Origin of the sequence: Luteimonas arsenica (genome assembly GCF_004352825.1) — a bacterium.
GTDB lineage: Bacteria > Pseudomonadota > Gammaproteobacteria > Xanthomonadales > Xanthomonadaceae > Luteimonas > Luteimonas arsenica.
Window position 1 is genome coordinate 982,144 of record NZ_SJRW01000001.1, and the last position, 18,739, is coordinate 1,000,882.

An 18,739-nucleotide genomic window follows, 5' to 3' on the forward strand; every position below is an offset into this window, starting at 1 on the left:
GCAGGCGTTGATTCAAAGGAGCACAATCATGATCGGTGATGTGACGCTGAAGGACCTCAGATCCCGCATGGACGAGCATCTGATGGCCGTCGAAGAAGTGCTGGGTGGTTTGGATCTCTACGTCCAGCAACTCGAGGGGCGGCTGGCTCGGATCGAGGGCGTGCTGGGGCTGGACCCGGACGGACTGACCACGCAAGGCGCGCTCGCCCAACTGCATCGTCTCTCTGCCGTGGTCGACCAGATGCGCAGGGAAGTCCGGTGAGCGGGCTTGTCCCGGATTCTGGTCGAATCGGCGCCTATCATGAGCTTTATGTGGGGCCGGAGGCCGGCGCCGGCATGAATGCCTTCTGGGCGGCCAACGCCCGTTTCCTGCAGCGAAAGCGACAGACTCTGCTGGATGTGGCCATGGAGGCGAGTGCCGCGCAGGCTCAGGTGTGGGAGGGTTTTGACGACCTTGATCCGCTGCTGCAGCAGGCGGTGCGCGAGACCAATCCCGGATTGGGAGAGAGCCGGTGGGTCACGATGGATGCGGATGAGCGGATGGGGGCGATCAATGCCGCGAAAGGCAAGTACTTCGAGTACCTGGTCGTGGAGCGCCTGAACGCAGGCGAGCAGGTAGGAGACATCACATTGGCCACGGGTCAGCAGGCCGTGATCGCGGAATCGATGAATCAAGCTGGCTGGGACGTGCAGATCGTCGGTGATGATGGCTCGGTCATCCAATACCTGCAGATGAAGGCCACCGACAGCGGTGCCTATATACGAGAAGCGTTGGAGCGCTATCCCGATATCCAGATCGTCAGCACATCCGAAGCGGCTGGGCGGTTGGATGGCCACGACATGGTCCTGGATGCCGGTATCGGGAACGACGAACTGAAGCGGCAAGTGGGAGGTGCCGTGGATCTGGCGGATGACGCGGTGACGGAGCGGTTTGTCGATTACTTCTGTCCGCTGTGGCCGCTGATGGCGATGGCTGCGATGGAGGGATACAAGGTCAGTGTCGGTCAGGCCAGTGTCGATTCCTTCGTCGATCAGATGGCCGTCCGTGGGAAGCGACTGCTGGCAATCAAGCTGGCAGGGGCGACGGTGTTCGCGATGGGAGGCGGGTTGCTGGCGATTCCTGCCGGGTTAGCGGGCGGGCTTTGGTATGACAGGTTCCGCAACGTGCACGGTCTGGACGAGCGTTATGCGCACGGTACGGACCGACTCCTGTCTCTGGCAACCTATCGTCATCGACAACTGCTGCTGGAGGGGCGCGCATGAGTTGGTTCAATCGCATCGCAACCGGCCTTGGCACGGTCATCGGCGTGATGGTCGAGACAGCACGCACCGTGATAGACGAGGTCAAGAGCGGATACGAGAACTACAAGAAACGTGGAGGTGTGACTCGCGGCGCGGCGAAGGCCGAGCGCGCGCGCCGATCCGACACGCTCAAGGACATCAATGCAGAGCTGGCCGATATCCGGCGAAGGGCCAGGGAGGGTCGCGCCGGCGATGCCGAGCGCCGCAGGTGGGGCGACTTGCGGGAGCAGCGTGCAGAGACAATGCGGGAGCAGGACCAGGCCAAGGAGGTCGGTGCGGCCGAGAAGATCATTGATGGTGCGGAGGGAATCAACAAGGTCGTCATCGATGACGGAAACATCCACATCATCACGGCCAACGCGTTCGCCGATGTCGTCAACAAGACGTGCGGGGTGTGCGGTAGAAAGATGAAGCTGCAGTGGCGGCGGGACATCGATTCGCCATCGTCATCCGATCTTTTCTGGGGATGTACCGGGTGGTACTTCCAGAACGGCGGCAAGCGCCGTTGCACGAACACTCAGAAGCTTGATGCGAATGACAGGGCATTGATGGTTGATACGACAATGCCTGAGTTCCAGACGACCGAGGAAGACTTCAGCGCGATTCTCGGGATTCCGGATATCCAGAAGACCGTTATCGAGCGCGTTGATGATCTGGCGTCGGATCTCGGCACAAAGAATGCGGGTGTGGAGGTCGCCACCTGCCCCGTCCATGGCGAGGCCTTGGTTCTGAAGAAGAAGGCAAGTGGCGCCAAGGGATTGCTCGACATGTATCACCTGCGTTGTCCGTACTGGCTTCCGAACGACGAAGGCTGTCCGTTTATCGAGAAGCTGAAGAGCGGTTCGCAGCTTGCGGTACTCCTGAAGTCGGAGACGGGAACAGGAATCCTGTAGCTGCTCACAGGCAATTGAAGGGGGAGATTGTGACGAGGATTGTCACTCTGGATACGGAAACCACGGGGCTGTCGGCACGGCTCGGCCACCGGATCATCGAGATCGGTGCTGTGGAGGTGATGGATGGCCGGATCACCGGGCGCCAGTTCCACACCTATCTGCAGCCCGGGCGGGCGGTAGACCCCGGTGCGAGGCGGGTGCATGGCATCAGCGACGACATGCTGGTGGGCAAGCCCGCATTCGCGGACAGGGCGGGCGAGCTGCTGGATTTCGTACGTGGCAGCGAGGTCGTGATCCACAATGCCCCATTCGACACCGGCTTCTTGGATCATGAGTTGCACCTGTGGAATGGCCGCAGCCGGCTTGCGGACATATGCCGGGTGACGTGCAGCCTGAAGCTCGCCCGTGCCCGCTTCCCGGGGATGCCCAACAAGCTCGACGACCTGCTGCGGCGACTCGGGATCCCCGCTCAGCGGGATCTGCATGGGGCCCTGCTGGATGCACAGCTTCTGGCACATGTTTTGCTTGCAATGAGATAGCCGGCCGTCAGGCCGCTTTGTTGTTGATGGGTCGGCTTCCCGGTCCACGCGAGATATGGAGCTTGTGGACATGGGGATTTCTGCCTTTCTCGAGGCGCTGTTGCGCGACCTGTCGGCCGAGTCTGTGACCGAGGGCTTCGTGCTGGTGATGCTGGCGATCTTCGCGGTCGCCATTTTCCAGGGACGCAAGGGCAGGCACGACTTGTTCCTGGAGCATGCGCCTGCCGTGCTGGTGTCGGTCGGTATCCTGGGAACGTTCGTGGGCATCGTCATTGGCCTGCTTGATTTCGACGCGCACAATATCCAGGACAGCATCGAGGACCTGCTCGACGGCCTGAAGACGGCGTTCATCACCAGCCTGGTCGGCATGACCCTGTCGATCGCGCTCAAGGGACTGGACACCTGGTGGTTTGCACCCGCCCGAATGCGGGGAGCCGTTGTCGAGGCGGTGACGCCGGAGCATATCTACGGGGCCATGACGCGGCAGGTGGAGTTGCTGGAAGCGCTCGGGCAGTCGCTCACCGGCAACGAGGAAGGTTCGGTGGCGGGACAGCTCAAACTATTGCGCACGGATATCTCCGACTTCAGGAACACCATTGGGCGTGACCGTGAGGCCTTCGAGAAGCAACTGTTCGAGCACATGGACAACTTCGCGCAGATGCTTGCGAAGTCGGCGACCGAGACCGTCATCGAAGCCTTGCGCCAGGTGATCCACGACTTCAATAAGCACCTGGTCGAGCAGTTTGGCGACAACTTCAAGGCGCTCGATGCCTCGGTCAAGAAGCTGGTGGACTGGCAGGTCGGGTACAAGGCGCATCTGGAGGCCTTCGAAGAGCGTGTCGAGTTGGCGATCACGACGCTGGAGCGCTCCGCCACGGCAACGGAGCAGGTCAGCACATCGTTGATGAACGCAGAAGGCTCGATTTCGTCCATCGACACGCATTGCCAGACGATCCCTGTGGCAATGGATGGTCTGCAGGGCGTCATGCAGGTCAACCAGAACCAGTTGCAGGAGCTACAACGGCACCTGGAGGCGTTCACGACCATGCGCGATGCCGCAACCAGGGCCGTTCCTGAGCTTCAGCAGCATATGGACAAGCTTTCGCAGGAGTTGGCCGACAAGATGGCCCAAGTGTTGTCGTCCATGCACGAGGGAGCCTTGGAGTTTGGCAAGTCCGCTGACCGCACCAATGCCGCGCTGACCGAGGTCGCCCATGTGGTCAGCTCCCGGACTGAGCAGATCCACGACGACCTGAAGGATGCGGCGGAAGGATTCAACCGGTCATCGCGCGAGACGCTGGAGCACATGTCGCGTGGCGCGGATGCGTTCAGCGAGCAGATGCAGCGTGCGGTGGACGAGGCGGCAAAGGCGATGTCCGACGAGTTCAAGCGGGTCGTCGGGCAGGTCCATGAATCCGTTGGCGGGGCGGTGGAGACCACCATGCGCACGCTCAGGACCACGGTGGAGGCCAACCTGAGCCAGACCCAGGAGCAGGTGCAGGCAACGTCGAACCGGACACTGGGCGCGGTCGAGGCTCAGGTCAAGGAAGCAACCGAGCGCGCCAACGAGGCCCTGTCCGCCCAGCTCAACGCGCTGGACCGAGCCATCGAGCGCGAGCTGCAGAAGGTGTTCAACGAAATGGGTTCGGCACTGGCGACGATCTCGCGCCGGATTGCCGATGACCATGCCGAATACACGGCCGCCAGGGAGCGCGCCTGATGGCGGCAATGCAGAATCTGTTCGGCGCTTCGCGCTCGAAGAAGGATGACGCCGAGCACTGGATCGGCATCTCGGACATGATGTCCGGCCTGATGATGGTGTTCCTGTTCATGGCCGTGGCCTACATGTATTACGTGCAGGTCGAACGCGATACCGTGCGTGAAATCGCGGTGGCCTACAAGGATACGCAGGTGGCGATCCACCGCGACCTGATCGAAGAGTTTGGCGGCGATCTTGGTGGATGGAACGCGGCGATTGATCGCGACACGCTGGAGTTCACGTTCAACAATCCGGAAGCGCTGTTCCAGCCGGGATCACCGGAGTTGAACGCGAAGTTCAGGGGCACTCTCGAGGATTTCTTCCCCCGGTACATCGGCGTGCTCGCAAAGTATCGCGATACGATCGATGAGATCCGTATTGAGGGGCACACCAGCAGTGACTGGGGCCGCTTGCAGGGGGAGGCCGCCTATTTTCCGAACATGTCTTTGTCGCAGGATCGCACGCGTGAGGTGCTGCAGTACGTCTTGTCGCGGTTGCCGGATGGTGCCGACCGCGAGTGGGTCCGCTCAAGCTTTGCGGCGGTCGGCTATTCCTCTTCCCGGAGCATCGTGAACAAGGACACAGGGCAGGAAGACGCTGCGCGTTCCCGGCGAGTCAATTTCCGGGTGATCACGGATTCGGAACTGAAGATCCGCAACATCATCGAGAAGCTCGATGGAGCTTGATGTCAACCTTGCCGCGCTCTGGCGGCAGGCCAGGCGCGTCAGCGAGGATATCGTCCCGTTCGACTGGACGGCCAGCGTCGTACTCGATCCGATCGACATCCAGCTCAGTCAGGGCAAAGAAGTCCAGCTGGATGACCTGGATGTCGTCAATGGCCTGCTGAGTGTCGAAGGCCGGCAGGTCCTGTTGTTCATTCCGGACCAGCATGCGGCCGTGGACATCGTCCAGGCCTCGCCCGAGAAGGGAAAGCGGTTCCATGTTGCGGACTGCAAGACTTTGCAGGAGATGCGGGCAAAGGGGCGCTTTCAGCGGTACCTGGCCACGAACAAGCTGGATGGCATGTTCCTGATCACAGGAAATGATTCGTCCGGCAGGTATCGGGAGGTCGAATCCGAGCTTCGCGTGTGCATGAACTGCCTTGAGGCGGTGAACTACAGGGACTATGCGCACCACTCGCATGGACGCGAGCGCCGGGGCATCTGGACGAACTTCGAGATCGCCGAGTTCTTCAATACCTTCAGCACCAGCTTTCGCTACTTGCCGCGCAACATCGCGCCACGGCCAGGTTCAGGGACATACACGGATGACTGGGCGAAAATTTCCGCCGACATCCGCAGCCGCTGTGGTTTTCGGTGTGATGACTGCGGACTTGACCTGTCCGCTCATCGGAACCTCCTCCACGTGCACCATGTCAACGGGGTGAAGTCCGACAATTCCGCAGGCAACCTGCGGCCGCTCTGCGCGGATTGCCATCGCAAGCAGCCGTTTCATGAGCGCATGTTTGTCAATGCGAAGGACATGGCCATCATCACCCGGCTTCGCAATGCGCAGCGGTTGGTGGGTAGTGACTGGGGCTCGGTGCTGAAGCTGGCTGACCTGTCCGTCCACGGTGCGATATCGCATGCCCGCCATCGTGGTTTCGAACCACCTGAGATCGGCTACGAGTTTGCAGGAAAGGACCAGACGGTCATCGCGGAAGTTGAAGCCGCCTGGCCTGCGAGGAAGATCGCGATCTGCATCGCGGAGAAGCCAGGTATTCCAGGCTGGACGATGTTGAGCGGTGCAGAGTTCATGGAGCGCTACTGATTACGTGACTTCAACGCGGAAAGGTACGAGAAGTTGCTGGCGGCTCACGCTCCGCCTTGCCTGGCGCTTCCCAGTGGCAGGTACAGGGTCAGTGCGTCGTCCGCCGTTGCGCGGAAGCCGTAGCGACGGTAGTAGGCGGCGGCGCGCGCGTGCAGCGCGTCCACCAGCAAGGCATGGATGCCCAGCTCCTCGCGCAGCCCCAGGCAACGCTTCACGACATCCTGGAGCAGGGCCTCGCCCAAGCCATGGCCCTGTTCGGCAAGCGCCACGGCAAGGCGCGCCAGCCGCGCCACGGGCACGGGGTGGCGCGGCAGTCGGCGCTGGTCCGCTGGTGCCAGGTCCACCAGGGACATCTGCGCCGCGGCGAGCGAGTAGTAGCCGAGGATCTTCGGTGGCGCGTCATGCTCGACCAGCACATGCGTGGTGGCGACGCCGGCACGGTGATGCTGGCTGGCCAGATCATGCAGGTAACGATTGAGCGAAGCTTCGCCGCAGTCGAAGCCTGCACGATCGTGTATCCGGCCATCCAGCCGTTGAACGACGAGCACCGATCAGCGCCGGACCAGTCCGCGTTCCATTGCCTTCCTGAGCCGCGCGTTGGGTGCGAACGGCTGGTCAAGCGCGGCGAGGAAGCGACGCGACTCTTCGGCCGACAGGGTGACGGAGAGCTCGGCGGCCATCACGTTCTCGGCTTCACGCAGCACGGCATCGCGTACGAACGTGGACAGCGGCACGCCGCGCAAATCCGCAGCGCGGCTGATGCGCGCCTTGTCGGCGGGGTTGAGGCGAAAGTCGAGGCGGGCGGCGGCGGTCATGGCAGGCTCCTGTGTACGTGATATTACCGTACATTGGCCTGGCCGTAAAGCCAGGGCAGTAGTTGCCGGTGGTCGTGCGACGCGGCGTCGGCCGCTATTCTCTTCGTATTCACCCAAGGTGCTCGCGTGCTTCCTTCCATCCTCGCCAGCGAAATCCGCAAGAGCACCCGCAGCTTCCTCGTCTCCGCCTACGAAGCCTCGGACGGCTTCTTCCACGGCGTGATGCAGCGCTTCGTGGATCGCGAGCACAGCATCGACAAGGGGCCGTACCTGCAGGTGGGCCTGCCCTTCCGTACCGGGACAGAAGGCAAGGGATTTTTTGACGGATTCGAGATTGCCCAGCCCGGTTACGCCCATCAGGAAGCCGCGTGGCGGCGGCTGGCGTCCACCCGCGAAGCCGCCAACACGCTGGTCGCGACGGGCACCGGCAGCGGCAAGACCGAATGCTTCCTGTATCCGGTGCTCGATCATTGCCTGCGAGCCCGCCAGGCGGGACAGGTCCAAGGCATCAAGGCGCTGGTGATCTACCCGATGAACGCGCTGGCGTCCGACCAGGCGCGGCGTTTTGCCGAAGTCATCGCCAACACGCCCGAGTTCAAGGGATTGCGCGTGGGTCTGTACGTGGGTGGCGGCGGCAAGGCGGGCGGCGAAACGATGATGACGCCGACCTCGGTCATCACCGATCGCGATGCCATGCGCAAGGCACCGCCGGACGTGCTGCTGACCAACTACAAGATGCTCGACTACCTGCTGGTGCGGCCGAAAGACCGCAAGCTGTGGGCGCACAACGGGCCGGAGGTGCTGCGCTACGTGGTGGTGGACGAGCTGCACACCTTCGACGGGGCGCAGGGCACGGACCTGTCGTTGCTGCTGCGGCGGCTGCGCGCGCGGCTGCAGACGCCGGACGGACATCTGATCCATGCCGGGACTTCCGCCACCCTGGGGGACGGCGACACGCTGCCGCTGCGTGAGTACGCGCGGCAGATTTTCGCCAGCGAGTTCCCGGCCGAGTCGGTGGTGACCGAAAGCCGCGACAGCGTGGCCGAGTTCCTCGGTGACAAGCCGATCCTGCATGTGCTGGACGGGCGTGCCGATCTGGCCCAACAGTTGGACGCCAGCCGGTACGCGACGCCGGAAGAGGCTATTGCGGCCTGGTTCCCACTGTTCTTCCCCAGCGAGCCGGCGCCGGGTGATGTGAATGATCCGGCATGGCGGTCTGAACTGGGCGAGCTGCTCAAGCAGCACCTGCTGTTCCACAACCTGCTGCGCCTGCTCAAGGGCGGCATTGGCGACTGGCCGCTGCTGCAGCAGCAGATGGCCGGGCCTCTGCCCGAGGCGGCCCGTGCGCATGCCGGACAGGTGCTGGATGCACTGGTGGCCCTGCTGGCCTGGGCACGGGATGCTTCAGGGCGGCCGCTGGTCAATCTGCGTGTGCAGGTATGGATGCGCGAGCTGCGGCGACTGGTCGCCAGCGTCACCGCCAAGCGTGAGGAAGTGGAACTGCGGTCGGCAGCGGACCTCAAGGCCGAAGTCGGGAGTCTGAACTTGCCGCTGGTGCAATGCTCCGAGTGTCGGACCACGGGGTGGTTGGCCCGTCGGCCGGCCCACGCGCCGCGGCTGGATCACGAGCTGGAGACCGTTTACAACGCCTGGTTCCGCGCCGCGCCCGAGGTGGCCCGGTTGTACCCGCGCGAGGGCGTGCCCGCGCCGCAATGCGACAAGCGCGACGTGCATCTGTGCAGCCAGTGCGGCGCACTGCAGGACGCCTCCGGTGTATGCGCGTCCTGTGGTCACGACGAGCTGGTGCCGGTCTGGGAGATCCTGGCGCAGCGCCAGTCGGACCGCGGCGGGGTGGCTTTCAACTGGCATGACAAGGTCTGCCCGGCCTGCGGCTCGCGCGATCGCCTGCTGTTGGTCGGTGCGCGCAGCGCGACTCTGGGTGCCCAGTTGATCGAGCAGAGCTGGGCCACGCCCTACAACGACGACAAGAAGTTGATCGCGTTCTCCGATTCGGTGCAGGACGCGGCGCACCGGGCCGGCTTCTTCGGAAGCCGCACCTGGCTCAACAACGTGCGCATGGCGATGGCGCGCGTGTTGGAGGCGAAGGCACAGCCGGTCATCGGCTGGACGGACTTTCTCGCTGCGTTGCCCGCATGGTGGCGTGATCCCGACCGGCTCACGCCCGAGGCCTTTGTCACCGAGTTCATCGGGCCGAACATGACCTGGCAGCACGAGTGGGACGCGCTGCGGGAATCGGGGAGTCTGCCCGCCGGCAGCGGCCTGCTGGAGCGGGTCGGCAAGCGCTTGGCTTGGCAGGCAGTGTCCGAGTTCACCTATCTGGGCAGCCGTGGCCGCACGCTGGACCGCCTCGGCATGGCCACGCTGTCGCTTCCGGCCGATGCGCTGGACAAGGTGGCGGCGAACCTGGCAGAAACGCTGTGCGAGCAGTTCGGCATGCACCAACTCTCTGCGGACACGGTGCTGCACTGGCTGTGGGGCTTCGTGATCCGGTTGCGGCAGCGCGGTGCCGTGAGCCACCCGGAGATGGAGCACTACTTCCGCGAGGGCGGCTTGTTCGCCTTTGCGCGTGGGGGCAGGGAGCTGTGGCTGCCGGGCATGACCCAGTTCGGTCCGCATCCGGTGTTCCTGACCTTGGGAACGCACCGGGACGCGGACCGATTGGTGCAGCAGCGTGGCCGGACCTGGTACCAGGAATGGCTGCTCGCGACCTTGGGGCGCTCGGGCCTGCTGCCGCCGCGCGCCGAGCTTGATCTCTATGGCGCCGCCATCGATGCACTGCTGGCCGATGGCCTGTTGGTGGCAGCCGATGGTGCACCGGGCCGCGCAGTGGCCTTGAATGCCGAACGGCTGGTGCTGGATACGCGCGTCGCCCACCTGCGCTCGGAACGAGGCCGGCGCACGCTGTCGGTTCCGACCGGTCTGGCGGACAAGTTGCAGGGAATGCCATGCCTCGACGCGATGCAGGAAACCTATGCCCGGGTTGAGGTGCCGGGTGGTGCCGGGGACTGGATGGCGCGGCGCTTCCGCGAAGGCGACATCCGCCGCGTGATCTCGGCCGAGCACACGGGTCTGCTGGAGCGGGATGCCCGCGAAGCCTTGGAGATTCGATTCAAGGCGTCTGCAGGCGACGCAAAACCCTGGTTCGAGAACCTGCTCTCGGCCACGCCCACGCTGGAGATGGGCGTGGACATCGGCAGCCTGTCGTCGGTGCTGCTGTGTTCGGTGCCGCCGTCGCAGGCCAGCTTCCTGCAGCGCGTAGGCCGTGCGGGACGCAGAGACGGCAACGCGATGGTGGTCACGCTGGCCGACGGCGCCAGCCCACACGATCTTTACTTCTACGAGCAGCCCCAGGAAATGATGGCCGGGCAGGTCAATCCGCCCGGTGTGTTCCTGCAGGCCGCCGAGGTGCTTCGCCGCCAGCTGCTGGCGTTCTGCATCGATGCCTGGGTGGCGACGGGCATCGCCGATACCGCCTTCCCCGACAAGACCAGCGCGGCCCTGGATGCCATCGACAAGAACGATCCGGCCCGCTTCCCCTACAACCTGCTGGCCTTCATCCAGCAGGACGAGGAAGGGCTGTTCGGGCGTTTCCTCGGGCTGATGGGCCAGGACCTGCATCCGCGGGTGGAGGCTCGTCTGCGTGACTGCATGTTCGGCAGCGCCGACATGGACGGGCTGCGGCTTGGCCTGCTGAAGGTCCTGGAAGAAATGTCCCGGGAACGGGCGGCCCACCGCCGGCGCGCGGCCGACGGCAAGCAGCGGATCACCGCACTGAAGGCCCAGCCCCAGGATGAAGCCACAAAGCAGCAGATCGGCGAGTTGACCCGGGAGCGCGACAAGGCGCTGGAGCTGGCGCGCGAAATCGGCGGTCGCGAATTGCTGGGTACGCTGACCGATGCAGGGCTGATTCCCAACTACGCGTTCCCGGAAGCGGGCGTGGAGCTGAAGTCGATCCTGTGGCGCAAGCGAGGCGATGGCGAAGAAGGCAACGGCGCCTATGTGACCCTGCCTGCGGAGCGCTATGAGCGGCCGGCGTCGTCGGCGCTGTCGGAGTTCGCGCCGGAAAGTCGCTTCTATGCCAACCGCCGCCGCGTGGAGATCGACCAGATCAACATGCAGTTGGCCAAGGCCGAGCAGTGGCGGCTGTGTCCCTCCTGCCATCACGTCGAGAACGTGGAGCTGAGCGGCGACGCTCATCCCGCCTGCCCGCGCTGCGGCGATGCGATGTGGGCCAACGTGTCGCAGAAGCGCACCTTGCTGCGCTTCAAGCAGGCGATGGCGAACGCCCGTGATGATCGCTCGCGGATCGACGACAGCTCGGACGATCGCGAGCCCCGGTTCTTCGTCCGCCAGTTGCTGGTGGACTTCGAGCCCGACGAGGTGGCGATCGCCTGGAAGCTGGAGTCCGACGAAATCGCCTTCGGCTTCGAGTTCATCCGTCGGGCCAGCTTCCGCGACATCAATTTCGGCGAGAAGGGGCGCAATGGCGAGAGCTTCCGTGTTGCCGACCGCGACTCGGTGCGTCCTGGCTTCAAGCTGTGCCGGCATTGCGGGATGGTGCAGAAGCCGCCCAGGCGCAGGGCGGCGGGGCAGGCTCCGCCTCCCGCCCAGAGCCACGCCCGCGATTGCGTGGCCTTCGGCGGTGACGATCCCGACAACATCATCGATTGCCTGTACCTCTACCGGGAGTTCTCATCCGAAGCCTTGCGCATCCTGGTGCCGTATACGCGCTCGGGCCTTGACGAGACGGTGCTGCAATCCTTCATGGCCGCTCTGCAGCTTGGCCTGAAGCAGCGCTTCGGTGGCAAGGTCGATCACCTGCGGATCACACCGCAGGAGGAGCCAGGCGTGGATGGCGGGCCACGTCGGCAGTACGTGCTGCTCTACGATTCGGTGCCGGGTGGTACCGGTTACCTGCATCAGCTGCTGAGCGAAGACGCCCAGACACTGGGCGAAGTGCTAAAGCAGGCTTATGCCCTGATCCAGGTCTGTCCCTGTCAGAGCGATCCGGACAAGGACGGCTGCTATCGCTGCGTTTACCAGTACCGACAAGGGCGGGCGATGGCGCAGGTGTCGCGCAAGACCGCCGCGAACGTGCTCGGCGAACTGGTGGGCTCGCTGGACAAGCTCACGCGCGTGGCATCCGTGTCCCAGATCCTGATCAATCCGCACTTCGACTCCGTGCTTGAGTCCCGATTCGTGGAGGCGCTGCGCCGCATGGGCGGCGCCAGGGACGCGCAGGGCCACCATGCGCTGCCGGCGGTCCGTGTGATGCAGGAGGTGGTGCAGGGCAAGTCCGGCTACCTGCTGGAGGTGGGCGGCGAGCGATACTGGATGCGGCTGCAGGTCGATCTTGGTCCGGAGGAAGGTGTGGCGGTAAAGACACGGCCGGACTTCCTGCTGACGCCGGTGCGTTCGAACTCTCCGCGCCGGTCGATCGCGGTCTATGCCGACGGCTGGGCCGACCACCAGAATTGCCTGCGTGAGGACGCGCGCAAACGGTCCGCGCTGGTGGCCAGCGGCCGTTACTGGGTGTGGTCGGTGACGTGGACGGACGTGGAGGCTGCGCTTGCCAGCGGGCTGGAGACCGACCTTGATCTTCAGGCCGGACATGCCCGTCTGGACGCGGGACATGCGCTGGTTGCACAGGCTTCGCTGGCGTTGGGCGTCCCTGCGGCGGACCGGGACGAGAATGCCGTGGCGGGCCTGTTGCGATGGCTGGCGATGCCCTGTGCGGAAGGCGAGGACACAGGCCTTGCGCGGCTGCAGCGCCAGGCGGCGATGCTGGCAGCGCGCCTGATCGTACCTCCGGGATCTGGCGATCAGGTGCTTGCCTCTCAGGCCCTGCAGGACGTGGCCGCGGCCTTGCCGGACGGATGCCAGGACCATCCTCCGGGCGCGGCTCTGGCCTTGTCGCGCGAAGCGACTCGCGCCGCTACCTTCTGCTATGCCTGGCCCAGGACCTTCATGGGCAAGACCTTCGACGCCGGGTTTGGCGGAGTACGGCTGTCCCCGGATCTGGCGGGCTCGGCGGAGGAGCTCAAGCAGGGCTGGCGTGAGTGGCTGGCGCTCTACAACCGCGTACAGGTGTTGCCGAACACCTACCTGCTGGAGACGGCAGGGATGTTGCATGGTGACTACGCCGCGCTGGTGCCCGGCGTGGGTGCAAGCGCTGCCGGTGTGGTGGCTGGTGCCGGCAGTGATCCGTGGTATCCCCTGAAGGAGCTGGCCCTCGACGAGCTACATGCGGGGCTCGACCAGCTGCGGGACGCGAACGCGCCGTTGCCGGATCATGTGGGCTACGAACTGGCCTCCGCTTCGGGTGACGTCGTTGCCGAAGGCGAGCTCGCGTGGGAGGGTGTCCGGCTGATTGTGCTTGCTGCACACCAGGGCGACATGCGTGCAGCGTGGGAGGTGGCGGGTTGGACGGTGATCGATGCCGATGGGCCGGGATGGCCTGGGCTGGTTCTGGACAAGACAAGGAGTGAAGGATGAGCATCGCACCACGAGTCGCACTGTCGCAGGACTTCCTGCTGAAGCTGGGCAAGCTGCCCTCGGCCGTGCACGCACGGATCGTCAAGTGGGCGCTGAAGTTCCAGCAAGATCCGATGTCGCCGGGCATCAACTACGAAACCATCAAGGCCGCCCGCGATCCGAACCTGCGATCGGTCAGGATCGACCAGGACTGGCGGGGCATCGTCTTCAAGCCGGACAAGGGCGATCTCTACATCCTGCTCCACGTCGACCATCACGACGAAGCCTACCGTTGGGCCGAGCGACGCAAGATGGCGGTGAACCCTGTGACGGGTGCGCTGCAGCTGGTGAGTCTGGAGGCGGTGGAGGCGCTGGAGCCGGCCGCGGAAACCGTGGTAGGCGTCTCTTCGGGTGAGATCCGCGCTGAACCCCGTGCTGAGCCCTTGTTCGCCGGCGTGTCCGACGAGGCGCTGGTGCAGCTCGGAACGCCGGTGGAGCTGCTGCCGCTCGTCCGCCGGGTATGCAGCGAACCGGAGCTGGATGGGATCCAGGCACAGCTTCCGGTGGAGGCCTATGAAGGCCTGTTCCTGGTGGCCGCGGGCGATACCGTCTCGCAGGTGCTGCACGAACGCGAGACGCGCGTGGATCGCCGCTACGACGACAGCGACTATGCCGCGGCGCTGGACTCGGCCGAGAGCCAGTCCCGTTTCGTGGTGGTGACGAGCGATGCGGAGATGACCGCGATCCTCAACGCACCGCTGGCGCAGTGGCGCGTGTTCCTGCATCCGGTGCAGCGCAAGCTGGCTGTGGGAGATCGCAGTGGTCCTGTGCGGATCCTGGGGGGTGCCGGTACGGGCAAGACCGTGCTGGCGCTGCACAGGGCCAAGTGGCTCGCCAAGAACCGTACGCCTGACGGACAGAAGGTCCTGTTCACCACCTTTACCCGCAATCTCGCCCTGGATGTGGAACAGAACCTCAGGTCCCTGTTCCTGGACGACCCGGACTTGGCCAAGGTCGAAGTGTGCAACCTGGACCGCTGGGTCTACCGCTTCCTTCGCCAGCGCAACTACGAGCACAGGATCATCTACAAGCGCGACGACGAGGCCTGGGGGCGTGCCCTGCAGGTCGCGTCACCGGAAGTGGGACTGGACGAGGCCTTCTACGCCGACGAGTGGGACCAGATCATTTCGGCGCAGGGCGTGGACAGTCTGGACGAGTACCGCCGGGTCAGCCGGATTGGGCGCAAGTCCATCCTGTCCCGGAGCAAGCGCGATCTGGTGTGGCCGGTGTTCGAAGAGTATCGGGCCCAGCTCAGCGCAAAGCGCATGAAGGACGTGGATGACGCGTATCGCGATGCGGCACAGTTGCTGGCCGAAAAGCCTGGCTCTCCCTATTCGGCGATCGTGGTCGATGAAACCCAGGACTTCGGACCGCAGGCGTTGAGGCTGATCCGGGCCATGGTTCCGGCCGGGAACAACGATCTGTTCTTCGTTGGTGATGGCCACCAGCGCATCTACTCCAAGCACAAGGCGGTCCTGGGTCGCTGTGGCATCGACATCCGGGGGCGCTCGCGCAAGCTGTATCTCAACTACCGGACGACCGACGAGATTCGAAGCCTGGCCGTGGCGCTGCTGGAAGGGCGCGAGATCGATGACCTGGACGGAGGCAGTGACGACAATCGCCGCTACAAGTCGCTCTCGCATGGGCCGGTACCCGAAGTGCTGGAGTCGGCAAATGTGGATGAGGCCGTTGGGCTTGCCGTCGAGCGGGTGGTGGACTGGATGGCTGAACCGGAGTCGCCCACCGTGTGCGTGATGGCGCCGACCATCCGCCTGCGCGATGAGGTGGTCCGAGCGCTGGGTAAGCAGGGCATCGAAACGACCACCATCGAGGCGGACAGCATTGATTCGGCTGAATCCTCCGCTGTCCGCGTGTCTACGATGCATCGGGCGAAGGGGCTCGAATTCGATCGCGTTGCGGTGCTGGCACAGTCGGCTGGAATGGGCGAAGACGATTTGGCGCATCTGGTTTACGTATCGCTGACCCGGGCGAAGACGGCGGCGCTTCTGGTTCGATAGGGGTATTGCTCGGTATCTGGTGGCCGAGGACGTCTGAAGAACCCGAATTGCGTGATAAAACCTATGCTAATATGCGAATGAAGCAGAGGTAACGTCACATTCCTATGGCCACGGCTCAGCGCGAAAAGGCACTCGATCTGCTTGGCAGCCATTCCATGCTGCGGGCAAGGGACTTTGCCGCCCATGGGATCTCCCCCGAGACGCTGTCGCGCCTTGTCCGGGATGGCGTCGTGGTGCGGCCGGCGCGGGGGCTTTACCAACTCGCCGATGGTCCCAGTGATGCCCGCCATGCTCTGGCTGAAGCCGCGACGCTGGTCCCCAAGGGCGTGATCTGCCTGGTATCAGCACTGCAATTCCACGGGCTGACACTGCAGATGCCGTCAACCGTATGGATGGCGATCGAACGCACGGCGTGGCGCCCACGCATCGACCATCCCCCCATCCGGTTCGTGCGCTTCACCCCCGTGGCCCTCAGTGAAGGCGTTGAGCGCCATCGCATCGAAGGCATCGAGGTCCCGATCACCGATCCGTCACGGACCATCGTCGACTGCTTCCGTTACCGGGCCAAGATCGGGATCGACGTCGCGCTGGAAGGGCTGCGCGAGGGGCTACGGCAGCGCAAGGCAACGAGCGACCAACTGTGGCGCCATGCCACGAAGGCGAGAATCTGGTCGACCATGAAACCCTATGTCGAGGCGACGGTGGCCGATGGCGCGTGAACCCCTGAAGAACATCGGAGCCTCCGTGCGCGCCAGGCTGCTGCAACGCTCCCGCGACGAGCGTACGGATTTCCAGATCCTGCTGACGCGCTATGCGCTGGAAAGGCTGCTGTACCGGCTGAGTCTGTCGGAGCATCGGAATCGGTTCATCCTCAAGGGGGCGATGCTGTTCGTGACCTGGGTGGAGGCGCCGTTCCGACCGACGCGCGACCTGGACCTGCTTGGCTACGGCGAGAACACGCCCGAGGCGATCGGCGACGCATTCCGCGCGATCCTGGCCTTGGCGGTCGATGACGATGGCGTGGTGTTCGATCTCCATGGACTTGAAGCTGCGTCGATCCGCGAGGGCATCGAGTACGGCGGCGTGCGGGTGCGCACTCGGGCCATGATCGGCGGTGCACGTGTTCCGATCCAGGTGGACGTGGGTTTTGGCGATGCAATCACCCCAGGTTCGGTCGAGATCGACTACCCGGTGCTGCTTGATGCGCCCGCCCCGCATCTGAGGGCGTACCCGGTCGAGACCGTGGTCGCTGAGAAGCTCCACGCCCTTGTCACCCTTGGCATCGCCAACAGCCGCTTGAAGGACTACTACGATCTGTGGCTGATCGCTGAGACGTTCGAGCTGGAAAGGGCACCGCTGGCCAAGGCCGTTCGCCAGACCTTCGACCGGCGTGAAACAGCGCTTCCCGATGGGGAGCTGACCGGGCTCAGCCAGGCTTATGTGGAATCCTGGGGCGGGCAGTGGCAGGCGTTCCTGACGCGTGAGCGCATGGCGGCCGCGCCTGGGCAACTGGCGGAGGTGGTCGCTGACCTTGCGCGATTCCTGCTGCCTCTGATCGAGGATGATGATGGGAGCTGGTGCTGGAAGCCTCGCGAGGGGTGGATCCAGGGCGCACCCCGACGTTGACCTGGGGGCAATGGCCGCAATGGAGGGCAGGGGGATGGAGTACGATCCGCTGGAGAGATTGGTCCACGGCGATGCCGATGGCGATCAGGCTTGGGAAGAGCTGAAAATTCTGCTGGGCAGCCGAATCGGCAAGGCTCTGGCTGGACAAGTGTCCGGCAAGTCCATCGAGGAGGTCCTCGCTGACGAGTTGGCCGAGGGGCATTGAACTCGAGCTTTGGATCGAATGTCGCGACCCCCAAGCAGCGGTTGTTGGCGAGTGCCGTGCCACACACTTGGAGGTCTCGTTTTTACCGGGCCCCGTGCCCACTCTGTGCCAATGGGCCTCCGGGCCGGGACTAACCGGTAGAGAACGGGCTGTGAAGTGCATGCGCCAAACCCTTGACCTGGAAGGGTTTTTCCGTTTAATCTCGGCTGGAACCACCCGGAACCGGTAGACGCCGACTCCCAAGCACCGACTACGAACTTGGGGGTCGGAGGTTCGAATCCTTCCGGGCGCGCCACAGAAGAATGCACAAGGGTCGACGGGCAATCCCCGCCGGCCCTTTCTGCTTTCTGGCGATTCGCCGTGCGCGCGCGGCCGCCGGTGTCACGGTTGCCAAGCCCGGTCCGCGCTGGGACGATGCCGCGGATGGAATGCGCCTCCGCACCAGGTTGCGATTCGTCCGGGCGGACCGGCCTGACGCAGGCGTTCGCATCGCGGCTGGCCGTTGGCGGACTCGCGGCCGCCGCGGCCGACGGCGTGGTGGTCGCGGTGTTCGACCTCGGCGACTGGTCTGCCCACGCGCCGCAGGCGGCGGCGATCATCGATCCGACGGAATCGGCGCGCGCGGCGCGGCAGCGCGATCCCGCCAACCGCGATGCGCTGGTGCTGGCCTATGCGCTGCATCGCCTGCTGCTGGCGCAGCTGCTCGGGTGTACGCCGGATCGTGTCGGCATCCATCGCGATGCCAAGGGCTGCCCGCGGCTGCCGGGTGACCGGCTGCATACCAGCCTGAGCCATGCCGGCCGGTGCGTGGCCGTCGCGGCCACCGCGACGGGGCCGGTGGGCATCGACATCGAAGCCGATGCGCGCGCGCGCGGAATGCACGACATCGCGGCGCGCGTCGCGCACCCCGAAGAGCTGCAGTCGCTGGCAGGACTGCCGGCCGCGGACCGCGATCGCGCGCTGCTGCGGCTGTGGGTGCGCAAGGAGGCACTGCTCAAGGCCGCCGGCATCGGCCTGGAGCAGGAGATGGAGGAGTTCATGGCGCCCGAGGGCGTGGCCCTGGCCCTGCCCGGCGATACCTTCCCGGGGCGGACGGCCGAGCTGCGGATGCTCGATGGCGTGCCCGGCTGGTCATTGGCGCTGGCGGCGGAGCCGGGTGCGCCGGTGCGCATGGAGGTCTGCGCGGCAAGCCCCTGAATCCGGCACCGCTTTGGCCGCTGCCCCCCGGGGTTTCCGTCCGTTTCATCGAATGGATGG

General features: G+C 64.7%; 15 protein-coding genes. 13 read left to right on the top strand and 2 right to left on the bottom strand.

Features of this window, described 5'->3' with window-relative positions:
- The first annotated feature begins 28 nt into the window (after positions 1-28).
- The 7 genes from E2170_RS04525 to E2170_RS04555 all read left to right on the top strand — a co-directional run bounded on the left by E2170_RS04525 (position 29) and on the right by E2170_RS04555 (position 6,263).
- Positions 29-262 (top strand): hypothetical protein, encoded by a 234-nt coding sequence (locus E2170_RS04525; protein WP_132999418.1) that lies wholly within the window; start codon positions 29-31, stop codon positions 260-262.
- Positions 259-1,263 (top strand): hypothetical protein, encoded by a 1,005-nt coding sequence (locus tag E2170_RS04530; protein ID WP_132999419.1) that lies wholly within the window; start codon positions 259-261, stop codon positions 1,261-1,263. Before E2170_RS04525 ends, E2170_RS04530 begins: the two co-directional genes overlap by 4 nt.
- The gene (locus E2170_RS04535; protein ID WP_132999420.1) at positions 1,260-2,195 is read left to right on the top strand and encodes a hypothetical protein; all 936 of its coding nucleotides are present in this window, start codon (positions 1,260-1,262) and stop codon (positions 2,193-2,195) included. The genes E2170_RS04530 and E2170_RS04535 overlap by 4 nt, the downstream gene beginning before the upstream one ends.
- Before the next feature lie 29 nt (positions 2,196-2,224).
- The gene (gene dnaQ, locus E2170_RS04540) at positions 2,225-2,734 is read left to right on the top strand and encodes a DNA polymerase III subunit epsilon (protein ID WP_132999421.1); all 510 of its coding nucleotides are present in this window, start codon (positions 2,225-2,227) and stop codon (positions 2,732-2,734) included.
- Positions 2,735-2,804: 70 nt separating this feature from the next.
- Positions 2,805-4,454 (top strand): coiled-coil domain-containing protein, encoded by a 1,650-nt coding sequence (locus E2170_RS04545; protein ID WP_207914914.1) that lies wholly within the window; start codon positions 2,805-2,807, stop codon positions 4,452-4,454.
- Positions 4,454-5,179 (top strand): OmpA family protein, encoded by a 726-nt coding sequence (locus tag E2170_RS04550; protein WP_132999422.1) that lies wholly within the window; start codon positions 4,454-4,456, stop codon positions 5,177-5,179. Before E2170_RS04545 ends, E2170_RS04550 begins: the two co-directional genes overlap by 1 nt.
- Positions 5,169-6,263 carry an HNH endonuclease gene (locus E2170_RS04555; RefSeq protein ID WP_132999423.1) on the top strand — a complete coding sequence of 365 codons (1,095 nt, stop codon included), beginning with the start codon at positions 5,169-5,171 and terminating at the stop codon, positions 6,261-6,263. Before E2170_RS04550 ends, E2170_RS04555 begins: the two co-directional genes overlap by 11 nt.
- A 44-nt stretch (positions 6,264-6,307) precedes the next feature.
- Here the strand turns inward: E2170_RS04555 and E2170_RS04560 are convergent, their stop codons facing one another.
- Positions 6,308-6,811, bottom strand: coding sequence for a GNAT family N-acetyltransferase (locus E2170_RS04560; RefSeq protein ID WP_132999424.1), 504 nt, complete (start codon positions 6,809-6,811; stop codon positions 6,308-6,310).
- A gap of 3 nt (positions 6,812-6,814) precedes the next feature.
- Positions 6,815-7,078: a type II toxin-antitoxin system TacA family antitoxin gene (locus E2170_RS04565; protein ID WP_132999425.1), complete on the bottom strand. Its 264-nt coding sequence runs from the start codon at positions 7,076-7,078 to the stop codon at positions 6,815-6,817.
- 126 nt (positions 7,079-7,204) lie between these two features.
- Here E2170_RS04565 and E2170_RS04570 point away from each other — a divergent pair, with 126 nt between their 5' ends.
- From E2170_RS04570 to E2170_RS04595, 6 genes are all read left to right on the top strand, one after another.
- Positions 7,205-13,594, top strand: coding sequence for a DEAD/DEAH box helicase (locus tag E2170_RS04570; RefSeq protein WP_132999426.1), 6,390 nt, complete (start codon positions 7,205-7,207; stop codon positions 13,592-13,594).
- Positions 13,591-15,651 (top strand): UvrD-helicase domain-containing protein, encoded by a 2,061-nt coding sequence (locus E2170_RS04575; protein WP_132999427.1) that lies wholly within the window; start codon positions 13,591-13,593, stop codon positions 15,649-15,651. The genes E2170_RS04570 and E2170_RS04575 overlap by 4 nt, the downstream gene beginning before the upstream one ends.
- A gap of 104 nt (positions 15,652-15,755) precedes the next feature.
- Positions 15,756-16,370, top strand: a complete 615-nt coding sequence (locus tag E2170_RS04580) for a type IV toxin-antitoxin system AbiEi family antitoxin domain-containing protein (RefSeq protein WP_132999428.1) — start codon at positions 15,756-15,758, stop codon at positions 16,368-16,370.
- Positions 16,360-17,277, top strand: a complete 918-nt coding sequence (locus E2170_RS04585; protein WP_132999429.1) for a nucleotidyl transferase AbiEii/AbiGii toxin family protein — start codon at positions 16,360-16,362, stop codon at positions 17,275-17,277. Before E2170_RS04580 ends, E2170_RS04585 begins: the two co-directional genes overlap by 11 nt.
- 10 nt (positions 17,278-17,287) lie before the next feature.
- The gene (locus tag E2170_RS04590) at positions 17,288-17,482 is read left to right on the top strand and encodes an antitoxin (protein WP_308430326.1); all 195 of its coding nucleotides are present in this window, start codon (positions 17,288-17,290) and stop codon (positions 17,480-17,482) included.
- A gap of 423 nt (positions 17,483-17,905) precedes the next feature.
- Positions 17,906-18,679, top strand: a complete 774-nt coding sequence (locus E2170_RS04595; protein WP_165942151.1) for a 4'-phosphopantetheinyl transferase family protein — start codon at positions 17,906-17,908, stop codon at positions 18,677-18,679.
- The last annotated feature ends 60 nt before the right edge of the window (positions 18,680-18,739 follow it).